The organism is Erwinia papayae (assembly GCF_058241465.1).
On sequence record NZ_JBZCHT010000009.1, the window covers coordinates 531,603 to 546,800 of the forward strand.

Here is a 15,198-nt window from a genome sequence, read left to right on the forward strand (position 1 = left end):
AGCGAACCGGCTGCTATCGTGGTTAAAAACGTTATCTCACTTTGACATATATACCGCTGGTAACGTTATCCGTAAGACGAACGACATGATAAATAACCTGTTTGTTGTGTGTTTTAATTTTACGTTTAATATTTCCCTTGTGGGAAGAAACGGTTTTGGCCTTAATTTTCATCTTAATCCGATATCTGAATGGTATCGTGGCCTGACATCCACATTTTCAGCATGTTAGATTCAGTCTGGCTCAACGTCAGTGGATTGACATCGAACCCGGTGGAAAAACGCGGAGATATATTAATTCTCTTCTGAAAATAACTATAAAGCAGATTGTCGAGCGTGGCCGGCTTTATTGATTTTGAGTTTATAATCAGGTTCTTACGAACATAAAGATATTCCTCAAAATGAATATTTGATATTGCCATAAAAATAAAAAACAGCGTGTCAGGATTGTGCATAATGATGGATCTTATGCGCTGACTGGCATCTGCTTCGTGGATAAAACAATTCTCGTTAATAAAAACCACGCCAGGCTGGACCTGCAGGCATCTGGTTTGTAGCTGATCGATATCAGTAACGGAGGTGATATTTTTCTTCTTTACCCCCTTCATGCTTAAATAATCTGTCAGCCCCAGTCGTGTATAGCTACATGTGTCCATTATAATTGTTGGCATTATTACGACCCTCACCAAATTGTTATCCGTTTGAATTAACGATGAATTACGCGATTGTTGTGTGACTAAAGTAAACATTCTTATTTCATATAGTTATAGGCATTGCAGCATTAAGCAAAACTGAAGCTTAACGCCTCACCATCCTGATCGTGCACAACAAGGCATTGGAATATACGCAGGATGACAAACAGACAACGCGCTGAAAAAATATAATTTTTCTCGCAAGATTGTCGGAGTATTTGCCTTACAACAGCATTCGGCACTTTTTGTGAGTCATGCCACTATCCCGCAAAATACAGAGAAATCTGATAGGACGATTCCTAAAAAACATTCAGCGGATGAATGTTTAGTGCGACATGAATGTTGACAATGCCGGAAAAATTGTTCTGGCACAAGAAAAACCATGTGAAATAAAATTCCCATTGAAAACATGCTGTTGTAATTCATGCCGCTGTTAACCTTCCTGCAACATTCCGAGCCTTTCCATAATCAAAATACGCTAATCAGCTTTTAATAAGAATGATTTTCATAGTGAAGAATCATTTATCAGATTTTCCTTAAGATGATTCTGATAAAAGTGGTTCGATAAATGCTAACAAACATTTTATTTGCTTAACTATGGTTATTTTCACGTTGGGCGATTCATTAATTTATCTGGCAGGAAGTTCGCTAAGAATACTGGCGAGTAAATCAAATACTTCGCTAAAGAGATGCTCACAGAAAGGAGCCAACAGCGGCATCATCAGGCTCATAAATACCAGGCCTAAGGATAAGGTGACAGGGAAGCCAATAGCAAAAACCGAAAGCTGTGGTGTAACACGGTTTAACAAACCCAGGGCCAGGTTCAGCGTGAGGAGCAAAGTTATCAGTGGTAACGCTAATCGCAGTCCGTTAAGGAAAATCATGCCTGCCGCTTTAGTCAGCGCCAGATAAGCGTTGCCATTAACCGGATCGCCACCAATCGGCAGCGTATGAAAACTGTCCGCCACCATTGAGATTAGCCACAGGTGCCCGTTAAAAGTCAGGAACAGCAGCATGGCGAGAATATCAAGGAATCTCGCCAGCACCGGCATGTTGAGACGACTGGCAGGATCAAAGAAGGTGGCAAACGACAGGCCCATCTGTAAACCAATCACTTCCCCGGCGGTGCGCACCGCCGCGAAGGCAAATTGCATGGTAAAACCTATCGCCACGCCGATGAGAATTTGCTGAAGCAGCAGCCAGAAGCCACTGACGGAGAACAGCGTCACATTGACCGGTGGCAGTGAAGGAAGCAGGACATAGGTGATCATCAGCCCCAGCCCGACTTTAACCTTTCTGCTAATCGATTTCTCGCTGAGCAGCGGAGCGGTCATAATCAGCGCCAGAATCCGGGCGAGGGGCCAGAATAACTGTCCCACCCACATCAGCAGTTGATTGCTGTCAAAATGTAACATCAGCCAATCATATTCGGCAGGTTACTGAACAGCGTACGCATATAGTCCAGCACCAGATTGAGCGTCCACGGACCGGCGACCACAATGGTTGCCACCACAGCAAGAATCTTCGGAATAAATGACAGCGTCTGCTCATTAATCTGCGTAGCTGCCTGCAACAGACTGATCAGCAGACCGCTTATCAATGCGGCCAGCAGCAATGGTGCCGCCAGCGCAAGCGCAACCTGCATCGCATCGTGACCAATAACCATAACCGATTCGGGTGTCATAAGAGACTCCGGATAAAATATTAACGTTTGCGACGGGGTGAAATACGCCGTTGCCGCAATACTGCCGTTTTCCCGCCGGCGCGTTGAGCCTACAGCGGCCAGCGCTTAGTGCGGCACGCTTTTATGAATAAAAACTTTGAGCCAGCGATCCAATCAGCAACTGCCAGCCGTCAACCAACACGAACAGCATCAGTTTGAAAGGCAAAGAGATGGTGGCGGGTGGCACCATCATCATTCCGAGCGCCATCAATACGCTGGCGACCACCAGGTCAATAATCAGAAAAGGAATAAATACGGTAAAACCGATCTGAAATGCGGTTTTCAGTTCGCTGGTGACATAAGCCGGCAACAAAATGCGCATCGGTACGGCTTCCGGCCCCTGAAGCGGTGGGGTATTTGCCAGCCGGGCAAACAGCGCCAGATCGGCTTCGCGTGTCTGGCGCAGCATAAATTCCCGCAGAGGCTGCGCGCCTTTATCAATCGCGACTTCCATACTGATCTTATCTTCACTGAACGGCAGATAAGCATCCTGATAAATTTTGTCGAACACCGGACCCATGATGAAAAAAGTCAGGAACAAGGCGAGACCAAGCAGCACCTGGTTCGGCGGCGCGGAGGGCGTGCCAAGGGCGTTGCGTAACAAGCCAAACACGATGATGATGCGGGTAAAGCTGGTCATCATCAGCAGAATCGCGGGCAGGAAGGTCAGCGAGGTGATAAACACCAGCGTCTGCACCGGCAGTGACCAGCTCTGACCGCCATTGGCTATCGGATGACTGACCAGGCCCGGCAACTGGGCATGCACGGCGGGTGTCAGGAGTAACAGCAGCGCTGGCAGGATAAAGGCGCGTTTCATTCTGACTTTCCGGGACGTTTAAGTAACTGCTGAAAAGCCTGGCGGAAATCTGCCGGGCTTTTCGGCGCAGAGGCATTATCTTCTGGCGGCCTGGGCGGCAGGGCATGCAGTAGTGAAATATTCTGTGCGGTAACGCCCAGTACCAGCCGGGCATCTTCCACATCAACGATCACCACGCGTTCACGCTGACCAACCTGACAGCTGGCGCTGACGGACAGACTCTGTCCGGCGACGCCGCGTTTGGGGGCAAAGCCCAGTCGTCTGGCGAGCCAGGCGCAGGCCAGAATTAACAAAATAATAACCGCCAGTACGCTACTGACCTGGGTCAGCGTGGATGCGGTGGAGATGGCGGGCTGACCGACCGTTGCGGGTTGTTGTGTCTGGCTGCTGCTGTTGTTCATATTAACGGCTCAGGCGACGCATACGTTCTGAAGGCGTAATAATGTCGGTAATACGCACACCATATTTATCAGCGACCACTACCACTTCACCCTGCGCAATCAGATAGCCGTTGATCAGAATATCCAGCGGCTCACCGGCCAGACCGTCAAGCGCCACCACTGAACCCTGCGTCAGACGCAGCAGCTCTTTGATGGTCATTTTGGTGCGGCCCAGCTCGACGGTCAGCTTGACCGGAATATCCATAATCAGGTCAATATCCTGCAACGATCCGGCAATATCATTGCTTTCGAGAGATTTAAACACCCCTTCGGTTGGTGCGCTGTTCGACTGCTCATTCAGCGCGTCAGCCCACAGGTCGTCCGCGGAGATGTCGTCTTCGGACGGCTTCTTGGTGTCACTCATCGGGCTGTTCCTCATTCATCGAATTCAAAATCGGGTTAATCAGATGTTCCACCCGCAGTGCATACTGATTGTTCAGCGTGCCGTACTGGCTGGTTAATACCGGTACGCCATCAACATGGGCGATAATGCGATCCGGCTTATCAATCGGTAATATATCCCCTGGTTTCAGGGCCAGCAGGCGTGAAATACGCATCGATACATCGGCAAAATTAGCAATCAACTCCAGCTCAGAGTGCTGAACCTGTTTCACCAGCGTCTCGCGCCAGAAATGATCTTCCTGACGCGAGTTTTCCAGCGGTGGATTGACCAGCGTTTCACGCAGCGGTTCAATCATGCTGAAAGGAATACAGATATTGAACTCACCAATCAGGTTACCAATCTCCACCTGGAATGGCGTGGTGATCACGATATCGTTCGGTGAGGTGGTGATATTGGTAAATTTAACCTGCATTTCAGAGCGAACATATTCCACGTCCAGTGGATAAATTGGCTTCCAGGCTTCGCTGTAGCCTTCCAGCGCCAGCTTCAGCATTCTGCGGATCACCCGCTGTTCGGTGGCGGTGAATTCGCGTCCTTCCACCTTGGTCGGAAAACGGCCATCTCCGCCAAACAGGTTATCGACGGCAATAAACACCAGGCTCGGTGAAAATACCACCAGGGCCGTGCCGCGCAGCGGCTTCAGATGGATCAGGTTCAGGTTGGTGGGCACCGGCAGGTTACGGGCAAATTCATGGTAAGGCTGAATTTTGATCGCACCGACGGTGATATCCGGGCTGCGGCGCAGCAGGTTAAACAGCGCCATCCGGTATGAGCGTGCAAAACGTTCGTTAATGATCTCCAGCGCCTGCAGGCGTTCACGCACCATACGGCGCTGCGTATTGGGATCATAAGGACGGATATTGTTGTCGCCCGCATTGCTGGTGTTTTCTTCAGCCGCGCTGTCGCTGTCACCGTTAAGCAGTGCGTCAATTTCTGCCTGAGAAAGAATACTGTCGCCCATTTTTCTTACCTCAGGATAAAAGCAGTGAACAGCACATCATTCACCTTCTGCTGAGGTTCACCTGGGACCAGCGGCGGTGCCAGAACGGCTTTAATCTGATTGATCAGGTCCTGCTTACCCTGCTCATTACCCAGTGAGGCGGCGTTCTGCCGGGAGAGCAGCAGTAACAGGCGGCTGCGCACTTCCGGCAGATAATCGCTCATCCGGCGACGGGTATCTTCGTCGGGCAGACGCAGGGTAAAACCGACATACAATACGCGATCTGGATCGTTATCCGGATTGATCAGGTTAACGGTAAAGGTGTCCAGAGCGAAAAAGACCGGCGCTGGCGGTGGCTCAGGTTTGGCAGCCTGCGCCGTATCAGCGGGAGCCTTCATCATGCGCCAGACGAAATAGCCTCCCACGCTGCCTGCTATCACTAATACCAGCAGTATCAACGGGATCAGAAGCTTACGTTTGCCGCTTTTGGCTTTCTTATCGGTCATATGAGCTATAACTTCCTGTGAGTATTTTGGGGAGGGCGGCACCACGTAATCCGCTCCCCCGCAGCGTTATGGGCAGATTATCCCGCGTCCTGCATGAAACAATTGGCAGAAAAAACGCGGGTTTTGCCGTCAGCTTTTGCGTTTGTAGTCATCAGGCGAAAATATCTACAGCACCGGTTCCGCTTGCCCGCGCCTGTAAGCTGGCGGGTACGGCAATCGCCGTGACGTCACTGTCATTCTCTGCACTAAGGCTGAAAGTGTTGCCGCCGCTGTTATTACGCTGCTGCTCCTGCTGACCACTGAAGCTCTGTCCCTGCTGGAAGGCATCGCTGCTGACGTTACTTTGTTCCAGGTTGATACCACTTTCCGCCAGTGCGCTACGTAATTGCGGCAGAGCGGCTTCCAGTGCGGCACGCACCTCACTGTGACCTGACACCATATTCAGCTGTGCCTGGTCGTTATCCAGTTTCAGGCTGATCTGAATACTGCCCAGATCCTGCGGATGAAGATGCAGCTCTGCGGTCTGTTGGCCGTTGCGGCTGAACATCACAATCTGCTGTCCCAGCGCCTGTTGCCATTCCGGACTGCCTAACTGCGAACTCAGTTGCGACGTCGCAGGTGCCGTTACCGTGGTGGTGGTGGCTGGCGTCAGTGCGGCAGAGGCGGCGCTGACGACATTACTGGTTATCGTCGTGGACGTGGAGGAACTTGAATTTTCTTTGTCAGTCTCTTTAGTTACGTGACTCAGTACCTGCTGAAACGCGGTATTCAGCTGGCTGCTATCAGCACTGTTTTTAACCGCGCTGTTGCTGGTATTAGCGTTCAGTGACAGCGCAGCAGAAGACCTGTCGCTGGCTTTGGTGTTGGTGTTGCTTTCATCTTCGGTGCTGACGCCGTTATTGCCGGAGAGCAGTGACGCCAGCGTGGACTGTTTGTCACCTTTAATGCTGTCATTCTCACTCTGAGCGTCAGTGCTGCCCGCCTTCAGGGCGGCCTGCGGCTGTTGCGCCGGTGGTAACATCGCAAACAGAGCCTGCATCGCCTGCATATCACTGTTGCTCAGCGTGGTGCTGGCGGCAGTGGTGTCCGTATTGCTGTCAGTACTGGTCTGATCGGTTTTACTGTCGGCGGCGGCTTTTACTGAGCTTAACAGCGAAGTCGTGGTTTCTGGCTGGTTAAGTGACGCCAGCAGTTTATTCAGCTTCGTTCTGGCCGACTGGCTGCCTTCAGCCACATCGGTGGTGCTGGTTTCGCTGGCCGGAGTGGTTACCGTGCCTTTCGCCGCCGTTTGTCCCTGTAGTGCCTGCTTCAGTAATTTATTGCCCAGCAGGCTGAGAAATCCCTGGCTGGCAGTATCCTGGGGATTATCACCCAGGCTTACGTCGGTGGTGGCGTCGCCCGTCGTCGCGGCGGAGCCGGACGAGGCCGTGGTGGTGCTGACTTTGGTGGCATTGACAACAATGGGCAACGTGTTCATTCGCCTTTCCTCAATGATGCCCGTTGGGCAAATTCATCCATCCGTTTCTGATCGAGACGGTTTTCCTGTAGTAATTCGTTCGCCAGCGCACGAGCCTGAAGGGTTTCGTAGGCGTGCAGCCGTTTCTGTTTATCGCGCCAGTAGCTGAGTGCTTTCTCCAGGCGACTGTCCCAGTGCGCCAGCTGCTGGCGATGCTGTTCAATGGCACTTTCCAGCGTGGCGATAAACTGATGATAGTTGTACCAGCGGGTGCTGTTGATGCCCTCTGACATATTATTGTTGAGCGTTTTACGGTACTCGTCCTGGTAGTTAAGCAGCATCGACAGCTGTTCGTCAGCCTGCTTCTGCGCCCGCCGCACTTCGCCCAGCTGAATCGCGGCTTTATCGAGGTCTTTATGCGCCAGGTCGCACAGTGTGTCTATCGGTGAGGCTTGCTTGCTCATGCTCATCTCCACCCGTTAGCCAAAAATTGCCTGTAAATGCAGGCAGGCATCGTCATAAGTACTGCGTTCAAACATTCCCTGTTGCAGAAAAGTTTCCAGCTCAGGATAAAGTTTAATCGCTTTGTCCAGCATTGGATCGCTGCCTGCGGCATAGGCGCCCACGCTGACCAGGTCGCGGTTGCGCTGATAGCTCGACAGCAGCTGTTTGAACTGGCGTACCCGTGCGTAATGATTTTCATCGATCAGATGCGCCATTACGCGGCTGATCGAGGCCTCAATATCGATGGCCGGATAATGCCCCGATTCTGCCAGACGACGTGAAAGCACAATGTGACCATCGAGGATGGCACGCGCCGAGTCGGCAATCGGGTCCTGCTGGTCATCCCCTTCGGTCAGCACGGTATAAAAAGCGGTAATCGAGCCGCCACCATCAATACCGTTACCGGCGCGTTCGACCAGTGCGGGCAGTTTGGCAAAGACCGACGGCGGATAACCTTTGGTGGCCGGTGGCTCGCCAATAGCCAGCGCAATCTCACGCTGGGCCATGGCATAGCGGGTCAGGGAATCCATAATCAGCAGCACATGCTGACCACGGTCACGGAAATCTTCGGCGATACGGGTGGCATAAGCGGCACCCTGCATCCGCAGCAACGGCGACACGTCCGCCGGGGCGGCGATAACCACGGCACGGGCGCGGCCCTCGCTGCCAAGAATGTTTTCAATGAAGTCTTTTACTTCACGACCACGTTCGCCGATTAATCCCACCACAATCACATCGGCCTTGGTGTAACGGGCCATCATGCCCAACAACACGCTTTTGCCGACGCCGGAACCGGCAAACAGCCCCATACGCTGACCGCGTCCGACGGTGAGCAGGGCGTTGATCGCCCGCACACCGGTATCCAGCACGTCGGTAATCGGCGTACGTTGCAGCGGATTAAAGGGTGGGGTGATCAACGGTGCGCGATAGCCGGTTTCCGGTGAAGGCAGGCCGTCCAGCGGCCGACCGCTTCCATCCAGTACCCGGCCTAACAGTTCCGGGCCCAGCATCAGCTGCTTACCGCTTTGCTGATTGTCCCCGGCCACGCGGGCATAAACCCGCGCGCCGGGCAAGATGCCTTCCACTTCTTCCAGCGGCATCAGAAACAGTTTCTGCCCGTTAAAGCCCACCACTTCGCTTTCCACTTCAGCGATACCGTTGGCGTCGGCACGTTCGATAACGCAGGTGGCACCCAGCGGCAGTTGCAGGCCGGTGGCTTCAAGCACCAGACCGGTAGCGCGGGTCAGGCGGCCATAGCGACGCACGTCGGGTAACTGCGTCAGACGGTGTTCGAAGGCGTCAAGTGCCCCCAGCCAGCGTGACAGGCGGGTACTCATCAGAGTTCCCCCGGTGCGGCCAGGCGGCAGAGTTCATGCCAGCGGGTGGCGATACTGGCATCCAGATCGCCATCTTCAGCGCTGACTTTACAGCCACCCGGATGGATGGTGCTGTCGGCAACCAGCCGCCAGTTATGCAGGCTGAGCGTCGCCCCCAGATTCTGCTCAATACGCGGCAGATCGTCCGGATGCACGCGCAGGGTGGGTTTGCCGCTGAACATCGGTTCCTGCTGAATCATGCCCTGGATTTGCCGCAGCAGGGCGGTGCCGTCAACGTGCGGTGCCTGGCCGATCACCTGACGGGCTGCTTCAAGCGCCATCTGCATCAGGCGGGCGGCAATCACGCTGTCAAGGGCCTCCAGCGTCTGGTGGAATTCTGAAACCAGCTGCTGCATCCGCGCCTGCAAAGGGGCCTGCTGCTGCTGCGCATCCATCAGCCCCTGCTGAAAACCGGCTTCGTAACCGGTTCGTTGCCCTTCGCTGTAGCCTTTCTGCTGGCCTTCGGCGTAACCCAGCCCCTGTGCTTCATTGCGCACCTGCGTCTGCAACTGTTCCAGCTCAAACTGCTGCTGGTTGAAGGACTCTTCCGGTTGCGGGGGCGGCTCGTCCAGTGGTTCGCTTAACGACTTGTTCAGCTGGCCCAGGTCGTTGGGCTGCCAGCGTTGCCAGGGCAGGGATGCGTTATCAGACATACTGTTCCTCGCCACCGCCGATTACCATCTCGCCGCTCTCTGCCAGACGACGAACAATAAGCAGGATCGCTTTCTGTTCGTTCTCGACCGCAGACATACGCATCGGTCCCCGGTTTGCCAGGTCGTCGCGCAGGATATCGGCGGCGCGCTGGGACATGTTGCGCAGGAATTTCTCGCGCAGTGGCTGGTCGGAGCCTTTCAGCGCGATCAGCAGCGATTCGGATTCCACTTCCTGCAACAGACGCTGGATACTGCGGTCGTCGACTTCCACCAGGTTTTCGAACAGGAACATCTCGTCGATGATTTTCTGTGCCAGTTCGCCATCGAATTCGCGAACCGCTTCGATAACGGCTTCTTCCTGCTGCGTTTTCATCAGGTTGATGATTTCCGCTGCGGTTCTTACGCCGCCCATCTTCGCACGTTTGAGGTTCTGACCGTCGAGCAGGCCATTGAGCACTTCGGTCAGCTCGGCCAGCGCGGCAGGCTGCACCCCACCAAAGGTGGCAATACGCAGCATCACATCGTGACGCAGACGCTCGTCGAACTGCGCCAGAATATCGGCCGCCTGCGCGCGTTTCAGATGGACCAGAATGGTGGCGATGATCTGCGGATGTTCGTCGCGGATCAGATCGGCAGCCGCCTGTGGTTCCATAAAGTTAAGCGTTTCCATACCGCTGGTGGTTTCGCGGGTTTCCAGAATGTCTTCCAGCAGGCTGGAAGCACGCTCTTCGCCCAGCGCTTTCACCAGTACGGTACGCAGATAGTCATTGGAGTTGACGCTCAGCGCGGCGAACTGTTCCGCATCCACTTCAAATTCACGCAGCACTTCGGTCAGCTGCTTATGCGACACCTGACGCATATTAGAGATAGCGGCACTCAGGTGCTGAACTTCGCGGGTGCCGAGGTGTTTGAACACCTCCGCAGCGCGGTCTTCGCCAATGGTCATCATCAGGATGGCGCTTTTTTCGGTACCGTTAAGACTCATAGTTCGTCCTTCATCCACTGGCGAATGACCAGAGCCACCACGCGTGGGTCATTTTCTGACATTTCACGAATGCGTTGGCTCATTACCTCAGCGCTCATGCGGTGCTGAGACTTACGTTCCTGGTCAAGTTCATCTTTCGACAGCTTGACGGAGACAGCATCTTCATCCGGAGAACGATTCTGCTGGGCGATAGCCACGGCTTCGGCGGCTACTCTGTCCTGTTCCGCTTTACGACGCAGCTGTGGGCGAACCAGCTTGCGATAAAGTATCCAGGCCACAATCAGCACCAGCAACCAGCGACCCGCTTCCATAATCTGGTCGATAAACGACTGCTGCTGCCAGAATGGCAGGTCGCCACCGGTTTCTGCGGTTTCATTAAACTGCGAGTTGACCACGTTGAGGCTGTCGCCGCGTTTATCGGAATAGCCCATCGCTTCGCGGGTCAGATTTTCAATCTGCTTAATCTGTGCATCGCTCAGTGCAATCGGTTTACCCGCCGCGTCGGCCTTGTAATTGACCACTACTGCCACTGAAAGACGCTGTACTTCACCCACATTCATTTTGGTGTGAAGAATGGTGCGATCCACCTCGTAGTTGGTGGTATTCGCATTACTGGTATTAGACGGAACGGTACTCTTACTGCTGTTGTTCTGATTCGCGTTGTTATTCGCCGTATTGCCATTCGCATTGTTGCCATTTGCGTTGTTGCCATTCGCCTGGTTGTTATTGTTGTTGGGCGTGGTAACAGGAGCACTGTTGGCAGGAGCAGGCTGATTGGACAGGGCACCGGGGACACCACCCGGATACTGGCCACCAATCTGCTCGCTACTGTTGGTCTGACGTGAACGAATAGCCTGGTTAGCCGGGTCGCTGTTCGGCTGGTATTTTTCGTCAGTCTGTTCACGGCTGTTAAAGTCAATTTGCGCGGTGACCTGCGCGTGGACGTTACCGTTGCCCACAATGGGGTTAAGGATAGCTTCGATACGCTGCTGGTAACGGTTCTCCACATCGGTGGCATATTTCAGTTGCGCATCATTCAGGTCGCGACCGGCATTGTCAGACTGGGTCAGCAAATGGCCCGCCTGGTCAACAACGGTCACGTTGCCCGGTGGCAGCCCGGCTACGCTGCTGGAAACCATATGCACGATGGCGCTGACCTGGCCCGGATCGAGTGCGCGGCCAGGTTGCAGGTTGAGGGTGACGGAGGCGGTCGGAGATTTCTGCTCACGGACAAACAGGGTCGGTTTTGGCATGGCGAGATGGACACGAACATTTTTCACCGGGCCTAAGGTTTCAATGGTGCGTGACAGTTCACCTTCCAGCGCACGCTGGTAATTAACCTGTTCGCTGAACTGGCTGATACCGAATTTTTCCTGGTCCAGCAGCTCAAAACCTACCGCGCCGCCTTTCGGCAGCCCCTGCTGAGCAAGACGCAGGCGCAGTTCGTAAACTTTTTCAGCGGGTACGGTAATCGCGCCGCTTTTATCATCGAACTGATAGGGGATGTTCATCTGGGTCAGCTGAGTGATGATCGCGCCACCGTCCTCATCGCTGAGGTTGTTATAAAGCACACGGTAGTCGGGCTGTCTGGCCCACAATACCATGGCGATAACAATGGCGATGGCCGCCGCCGCTGCAATGATCATCGGGATGCGAGGATTAGCGCGTAGGCGAGCGAAAAGGTCGTTCAGGCCTTTCTTCTCTGGTTGATCCTGCGTGACAGTTGCATTCATGACTCTTTCCTGCCTGACAGTTGACCGGACTGTTTCGTGTAGTGTCGTAACAAAACTGACTCCCTGAGCGACTTACAAAAAATTTTCACTTCTGATACCTGCCATTATTTTCTTAAACCGGAAATTCGATGGGTGGATAAGCCATCTTTTTTGCTCTCATTTAGCGGCTTTGTCCGTTTGACACTGTGTTAAGTTTTGCAGCAGTGAAATTACCGCTGTGCAACAACCGGAGATGAGAATGGCAATTCAGGGTATTGAGAGTGTGATTCAACAGCTGCAAACCGCAGCGGTGAAAGCGAGTGGCGGCACGACCGAAGCAACGAACCAGGCTGATTTTGCCGGGGAGCTGAAGGCGGCGCTGGATAAAATCAGTGACACACAGAACACGGCGCGCACGCAGGCGCAGGACTTCGAGCTGGGTAAGCCGGGCGTCAATCTGAACGATGTGATGGTGGATATGCAGAAGTCATCGGTATCAATGCAGATGGGCATTCAGGTGCGTAACAAACTGGTCAGTGCCTATACCGATATTATGAATATGCAGGTGTAGTGGGCTGATTAACGGCTGTAAATTCCCAGGGTTCTTTTACCGGGACACCCGGCGGCGCTGTGGCATTCAAAGTGAGTTATGCAACCCATGAAGGTTGGATGTCGGCTTCGGCATCCTGCTGTCATTTGTGCTGCCCGTCATTTACCCGCAGGGCAGCAGCGATGCACCTGGTTACCGGCAGAAGAGGTTGCGTTTAAAAATGGTGATGAGTTGTCTGGCAATCAAAGGGTTGATTCAGGCGGCTAACGCAGGTGTGTCCTGCCTTAGCCGTTTAACTATTAAATATAGCCGTGTTTGAACGCCAGCTTTTTGAAACCGAAGTGGAAGTTTTTTCCGGGGAGGCGGGCAGCGATCATTTTTTTGAATTCTTCTGCTTCCTGCGGATCGGTAATCGATTCGGTGATCCTGATAATGTCATACATGCTGTAGGCACAGCGGTACAGCAAATCGAGTTTGATTATCGGTAACCCGAGTTTTTTGAAAATCAGGCCATTGTGGTGGATCTGTGAACCCTGGGTCAACAGCTCGATACAGACGCTTTTTAACGCATTCAGCAGCTCTTTTGTTGGCTCTGAGCCTGGCATTTTCAGGTAGTCGAGCCACTGCATAAAGCTGAGAAAATGGGCTCCGGTTTCTATCTCATCCTGATAATATTCTTCGTTGTGGTAGTAATCCTTGTTCTTCAGGACCAATATACCTTTCATATATTTCCTGAAGTAAGAGTCAATGACAACATTCTGGCAAAAGCGTTTATTCAGGCTGACAGCCGAGCCTGAAAAATCGTCACCGTCTCGCATCGACCTGATTAACTCGACCAGTCGGGGGGTGTCTGATGCCCATTTATCAATATACTGCGCGTTGTATAAAGCAACACAGTCGTCATCACCCAGACTGATTGACTTAAGTACTTTCGACAGACCCAACTCACCGGTTTTTATTATTTTCGGGCGAACATTGGTTTTCTTATAATCAGACCAGTACTGGATGAATTTTTTATTATTGATTATCGCACTGGAAAGACTGATGAAGAATGAACCAAGATGCCTCTCGATGTCGTGATTCTCCGTAGCACCAAGCACATTTTTTTTAGTGGATATCATTTCATCAATAAATTCATCCAGCCCATCGGTGCAGTAATAGACGCTGTCATTGCACATAATCAGGCGTTGGCACTGCTGGTGGAGATTTTTTTTATACAGGTAATTAAAACAGTCTTTATAACTGCCAAAATCGCGGCCAAGGTTATCTCTTTCGATATAGACATCAATAAGCTGGGATATTCTTTCTGCTTCTTCACGCACCAGTGATGAGGTGTTGGCGGCAATGACCATCGCCCCTTTTCTCTTCAGTGCGGTGAGAAATCTTTCAACGTCTTTTCTTAACAGTCCCTTTTCATACAGCGCCATAACCACGATCAGCTCTGAGGGGTGACTGTTTTCATTTACCACCACTAACTTGCTTTTAGTTCGGTAAGTTTCAGAAAGCGATCTGACGGTGAAGTGCGTATCCAGATAAAGTTTTACAGCCAGGTTTTTGGAAAGTGTTCTGACTCTTGGCATGTCCATGAATCCTTTTTAAGCAATGGCGCTTTATAGCATTTTTTTTATGTACCAGGCAAACGTTAACAGAAGAAGAAATGCATATTGTAGCAAGCTTGTGAGAATTCCATCTAAAATTCGTTGTGCTTTTTTTTACCAGTAGATACAGACCTCTGCGGAAATTAAGAATTGCGATAAATAACTGGCACTGAACGCTCTGGGTGGGCATTGCGGATAATGCTGATGACCGGCTCTTATTACTGCAAAAAAAATTCCAGCCTGGTACCGGATATTTCCATGAAGCCGTTGAGCTTTTTCTGGTTAGCAGAAGAACTAACATGTTCACTAATGCCGACAGAGGATACAGATGAAAATCGGGCGTTCGATTTTATTCTGTAGTTCTGGTTGAAAAATGAACAAAAATGTATGCAGCGTCAGCGAGGCCCGCCGGGCACAGAACTTAACCGCACACTTAAAGCTACTGCCCTGCTAATTTTGCCACGAGTTATCATTTTACTCCTCAACGCTGTACCGGCTCACATTGTATTTCCCTTGTGTAATAATCACATTTAGTCAATGTTATCAACAGGACTATCCTGCGGGGCTGTTAGTCGTGGGGTAAGGCAGGGTGATTGTGGAAAGAATGAGTGCATGTTGTCTTACCGCGGAAAAAAGTAGCAGACTGCTATGGATGCGGGTGACCAGAGTAACCCTGCAACAAACCGTAGCGGCAGTCAGCGCTGAAAAAAATAAAATCATCGGTACCGGTGCAGATTTCACCTTGCAGCGTGATATCTCACGACAGCAAAGTCGGTAAGAAAATATATTCAGTTATTATATTGCTATAGCCAGCTGCCATTACAGGCTGCTGAAAATTGATAAAAA

General features: G+C 52.0%; 16 protein-coding genes and 1 pseudogene. 2 read left to right on the forward strand and 15 right to left on the reverse strand.

Features of this window, described 5'->3' with window-relative positions; genetic code table 11:
* Positions 1 to 31: 31 nt before the first annotated feature.
* The 14 genes and pseudogenes from rcsA to fliF all read right to left on the reverse strand — a co-directional run bounded on the left by rcsA (position 32) and on the right by fliF (position 12,225).
* Positions 32 to 668 (reverse strand): annotated as a pseudogene (gene rcsA, locus AC3RPL_RS07205) (transcriptional regulator RcsA).
* A gap of 650 nt (positions 669 to 1,318) precedes the next feature.
* Positions 1,319 to 2,104 (reverse strand): flagellar biosynthetic protein FliR, encoded by a 786-nt coding sequence (gene fliR / locus AC3RPL_RS07210; RefSeq protein ID WP_034935561.1) that lies wholly within the window; start codon positions 2,102 to 2,104, stop codon positions 1,319 to 1,321.
* Entirely contained in the window at positions 2,104 to 2,373 is a 270-nt protein-coding gene (fliQ, locus tag AC3RPL_RS07215) for a flagellar biosynthesis protein FliQ (protein ID WP_490739470.1), read from the reverse strand. Before fliQ ends, fliR begins: the two co-directional genes overlap by 1 nt.
* A 121-nt stretch (positions 2,374 to 2,494) precedes the next feature.
* On the reverse strand, positions 2,495 to 3,229 hold the full coding sequence (gene fliP, locus AC3RPL_RS07220) for a flagellar type III secretion system pore protein FliP (RefSeq protein WP_490739471.1): 735 nt from the start codon (positions 3,227 to 3,229) through the stop codon (positions 2,495 to 2,497).
* Positions 3,226 to 3,630 carry a flagellar biosynthetic protein FliO gene (fliO, locus tag AC3RPL_RS07225; protein ID WP_490739472.1) on the reverse strand — a complete coding sequence of 135 codons (405 nt, stop codon included), beginning with the start codon at positions 3,628 to 3,630 and terminating at the stop codon, positions 3,226 to 3,228. Before fliO ends, fliP begins: the two co-directional genes overlap by 4 nt.
* 1 nt (position 3,631) lies before the next feature.
* Entirely contained in the window at positions 3,632 to 4,033 is a 402-nt protein-coding gene (fliN, locus tag AC3RPL_RS07230; RefSeq protein WP_034935570.1) for a flagellar motor switch protein FliN, read from the reverse strand.
* Entirely contained in the window at positions 4,026 to 5,033 is a 1,008-nt protein-coding gene (fliM, locus tag AC3RPL_RS07235) for a flagellar motor switch protein FliM (protein ID WP_379891585.1), read from the reverse strand. The genes fliN and fliM overlap by 8 nt, the downstream gene beginning before the upstream one ends.
* A gap of 5 nt (positions 5,034 to 5,038) precedes the next feature.
* Positions 5,039 to 5,518: a flagellar basal body-associated protein FliL gene (fliL, locus tag AC3RPL_RS07240; RefSeq protein WP_261640360.1), complete on the reverse strand. Its 480-nt coding sequence runs from the start codon at positions 5,516 to 5,518 to the stop codon at positions 5,039 to 5,041.
* Between the two features lie 151 nt (positions 5,519 to 5,669).
* Positions 5,670 to 6,995 carry a flagellar hook-length control protein FliK gene (locus AC3RPL_RS07245; RefSeq protein ID WP_490739473.1) on the reverse strand — a complete coding sequence of 442 codons (1,326 nt, stop codon included), beginning with the start codon at positions 6,993 to 6,995 and terminating at the stop codon, positions 5,670 to 5,672.
* The gene (gene fliJ, locus AC3RPL_RS07250; RefSeq protein ID WP_490739474.1) at positions 6,992 to 7,438 is read right to left on the reverse strand and encodes a flagellar export protein FliJ; all 447 of its coding nucleotides are present in this window, start codon (positions 7,436 to 7,438) and stop codon (positions 6,992 to 6,994) included. The genes AC3RPL_RS07245 and fliJ overlap by 4 nt, the downstream gene beginning before the upstream one ends.
* A 15-nt stretch (positions 7,439 to 7,453) precedes the next feature.
* Positions 7,454 to 8,815, reverse strand: a complete 1,362-nt coding sequence (gene fliI, locus AC3RPL_RS07255) for a flagellar protein export ATPase FliI (protein WP_034935582.1) — start codon at positions 8,813 to 8,815, stop codon at positions 7,454 to 7,456.
* Positions 8,815 to 9,507, reverse strand: a complete 693-nt coding sequence (gene fliH / locus AC3RPL_RS07260; RefSeq protein ID WP_490739475.1) for a flagellar assembly protein FliH — start codon at positions 9,505 to 9,507, stop codon at positions 8,815 to 8,817. Before fliH ends, fliI begins: the two co-directional genes overlap by 1 nt.
* On the reverse strand, positions 9,500 to 10,492 hold the full coding sequence (fliG, locus tag AC3RPL_RS07265) for a flagellar motor switch protein FliG (protein ID WP_034935588.1): 993 nt from the start codon (positions 10,490 to 10,492) through the stop codon (positions 9,500 to 9,502). Before fliG ends, fliH begins: the two co-directional genes overlap by 8 nt.
* Complete coding sequence (gene fliF, locus AC3RPL_RS07270) at positions 10,489 to 12,225, reverse strand: flagellar basal-body MS-ring/collar protein FliF (RefSeq protein ID WP_490739476.1); 1,737 nt, start codon at positions 12,223 to 12,225, stop codon at positions 10,489 to 10,491. Before fliF ends, fliG begins: the two co-directional genes overlap by 4 nt.
* Before the next feature lie 238 nt (positions 12,226 to 12,463).
* Between fliF and fliE the strand changes: the two genes are divergently transcribed.
* A complete protein-coding gene (gene fliE / locus AC3RPL_RS07275; protein ID WP_034935593.1) occupies positions 12,464 to 12,775 on the forward strand; it encodes a flagellar hook-basal body complex protein FliE in 312 nt (103 codons plus the stop codon).
* 278 nt (positions 12,776 to 13,053) lie between these two features.
* Here the strand turns inward: fliE and AC3RPL_RS07280 are convergent, their stop codons facing one another.
* The gene (locus AC3RPL_RS07280; protein ID WP_490739477.1) at positions 13,054 to 14,334 is read right to left on the reverse strand and encodes a rhamnan synthesis F family protein; all 1,281 of its coding nucleotides are present in this window, start codon (positions 14,332 to 14,334) and stop codon (positions 13,054 to 13,056) included.
* A gap of 613 nt (positions 14,335 to 14,947) precedes the next feature.
* Here AC3RPL_RS07280 and AC3RPL_RS07285 point away from each other — a divergent pair.
* Positions 14,948 to 15,130, forward strand: a complete 183-nt coding sequence (locus AC3RPL_RS07285; RefSeq protein ID WP_490739478.1) for a hypothetical protein — start codon at positions 14,948 to 14,950, stop codon at positions 15,128 to 15,130.
* Positions 15,131 to 15,198: the final 68 nt, after the last annotated feature.

Bases quoted from the DNA above. Each gene is read 5' to 3' on its own strand.
- AC3RPL_RS07280 (WP_490739477.1), bottom strand. From the start codon at position 14,334: ATGCCAAGAGTCAGAACACTTTCCAAAAACCTGGCTGTAAAACTTTAT.
- fliL (WP_261640360.1), bottom strand. From the start codon at position 5,518: ATGACCGATAAGAAAGCCAAAAGCGGCAAACGTAAGCTTCTGATCCCG.
- fliI (WP_034935582.1), bottom strand. From the start codon at position 8,815: ATGAGTACCCGCCTGTCACGCTGGCTGGGGGCACTTGACGCCTTCGAA.
- fliP (WP_490739471.1), bottom strand. From the start codon at position 3,229: ATGAAACGCGCCTTTATCCTGCCAGCGCTGCTGTTACTCCTGACACCC.
- fliQ (WP_490739470.1), bottom strand. From the start codon at position 2,373: ATGACACCCGAATCGGTTATGGTTATTGGTCACGATGCGATGCAGGTT.
- fliG (WP_034935588.1), bottom strand. From the start codon at position 10,492: ATGAGTCTTAACGGTACCGAAAAAAGCGCCATCCTGATGATGACCATT.
- fliH (WP_490739475.1), bottom strand. From the start codon at position 9,507: ATGTCTGATAACGCATCCCTGCCCTGGCAACGCTGGCAGCCCAACGAC.
- AC3RPL_RS07245 (WP_490739473.1), bottom strand. From the start codon at position 6,995: ATGAACACGTTGCCCATTGTTGTCAATGCCACCAAAGTCAGCACCACC.
- fliO (WP_490739472.1), bottom strand. From the start codon at position 3,630: ATGAACAACAGCAGCAGCCAGACACAACAACCCGCAACGGTCGGTCAG.
- fliE (WP_034935593.1), top strand. From the start codon at position 12,464: ATGGCAATTCAGGGTATTGAGAGTGTGATTCAACAGCTGCAAACCGCA.
- fliN (WP_034935570.1), bottom strand. From the start codon at position 4,033: ATGAGTGACACCAAGAAGCCGTCCGAAGACGACATCTCCGCGGACGAC.
- fliR (WP_034935561.1), bottom strand. From the start codon at position 2,104: ATGTTACATTTTGACAGCAATCAACTGCTGATGTGGGTGGGACAGTTA.
- fliM (WP_379891585.1), bottom strand. From the start codon at position 5,033: ATGGGCGACAGTATTCTTTCTCAGGCAGAAATTGACGCACTGCTTAAC.
- fliF (WP_490739476.1), bottom strand. From the start codon at position 12,225: ATGAATGCAACTGTCACGCAGGATCAACCAGAGAAGAAAGGCCTGAAC.
- fliJ (WP_490739474.1), bottom strand. From the start codon at position 7,438: ATGAGCAAGCAAGCCTCACCGATAGACACACTGTGCGACCTGGCGCAT.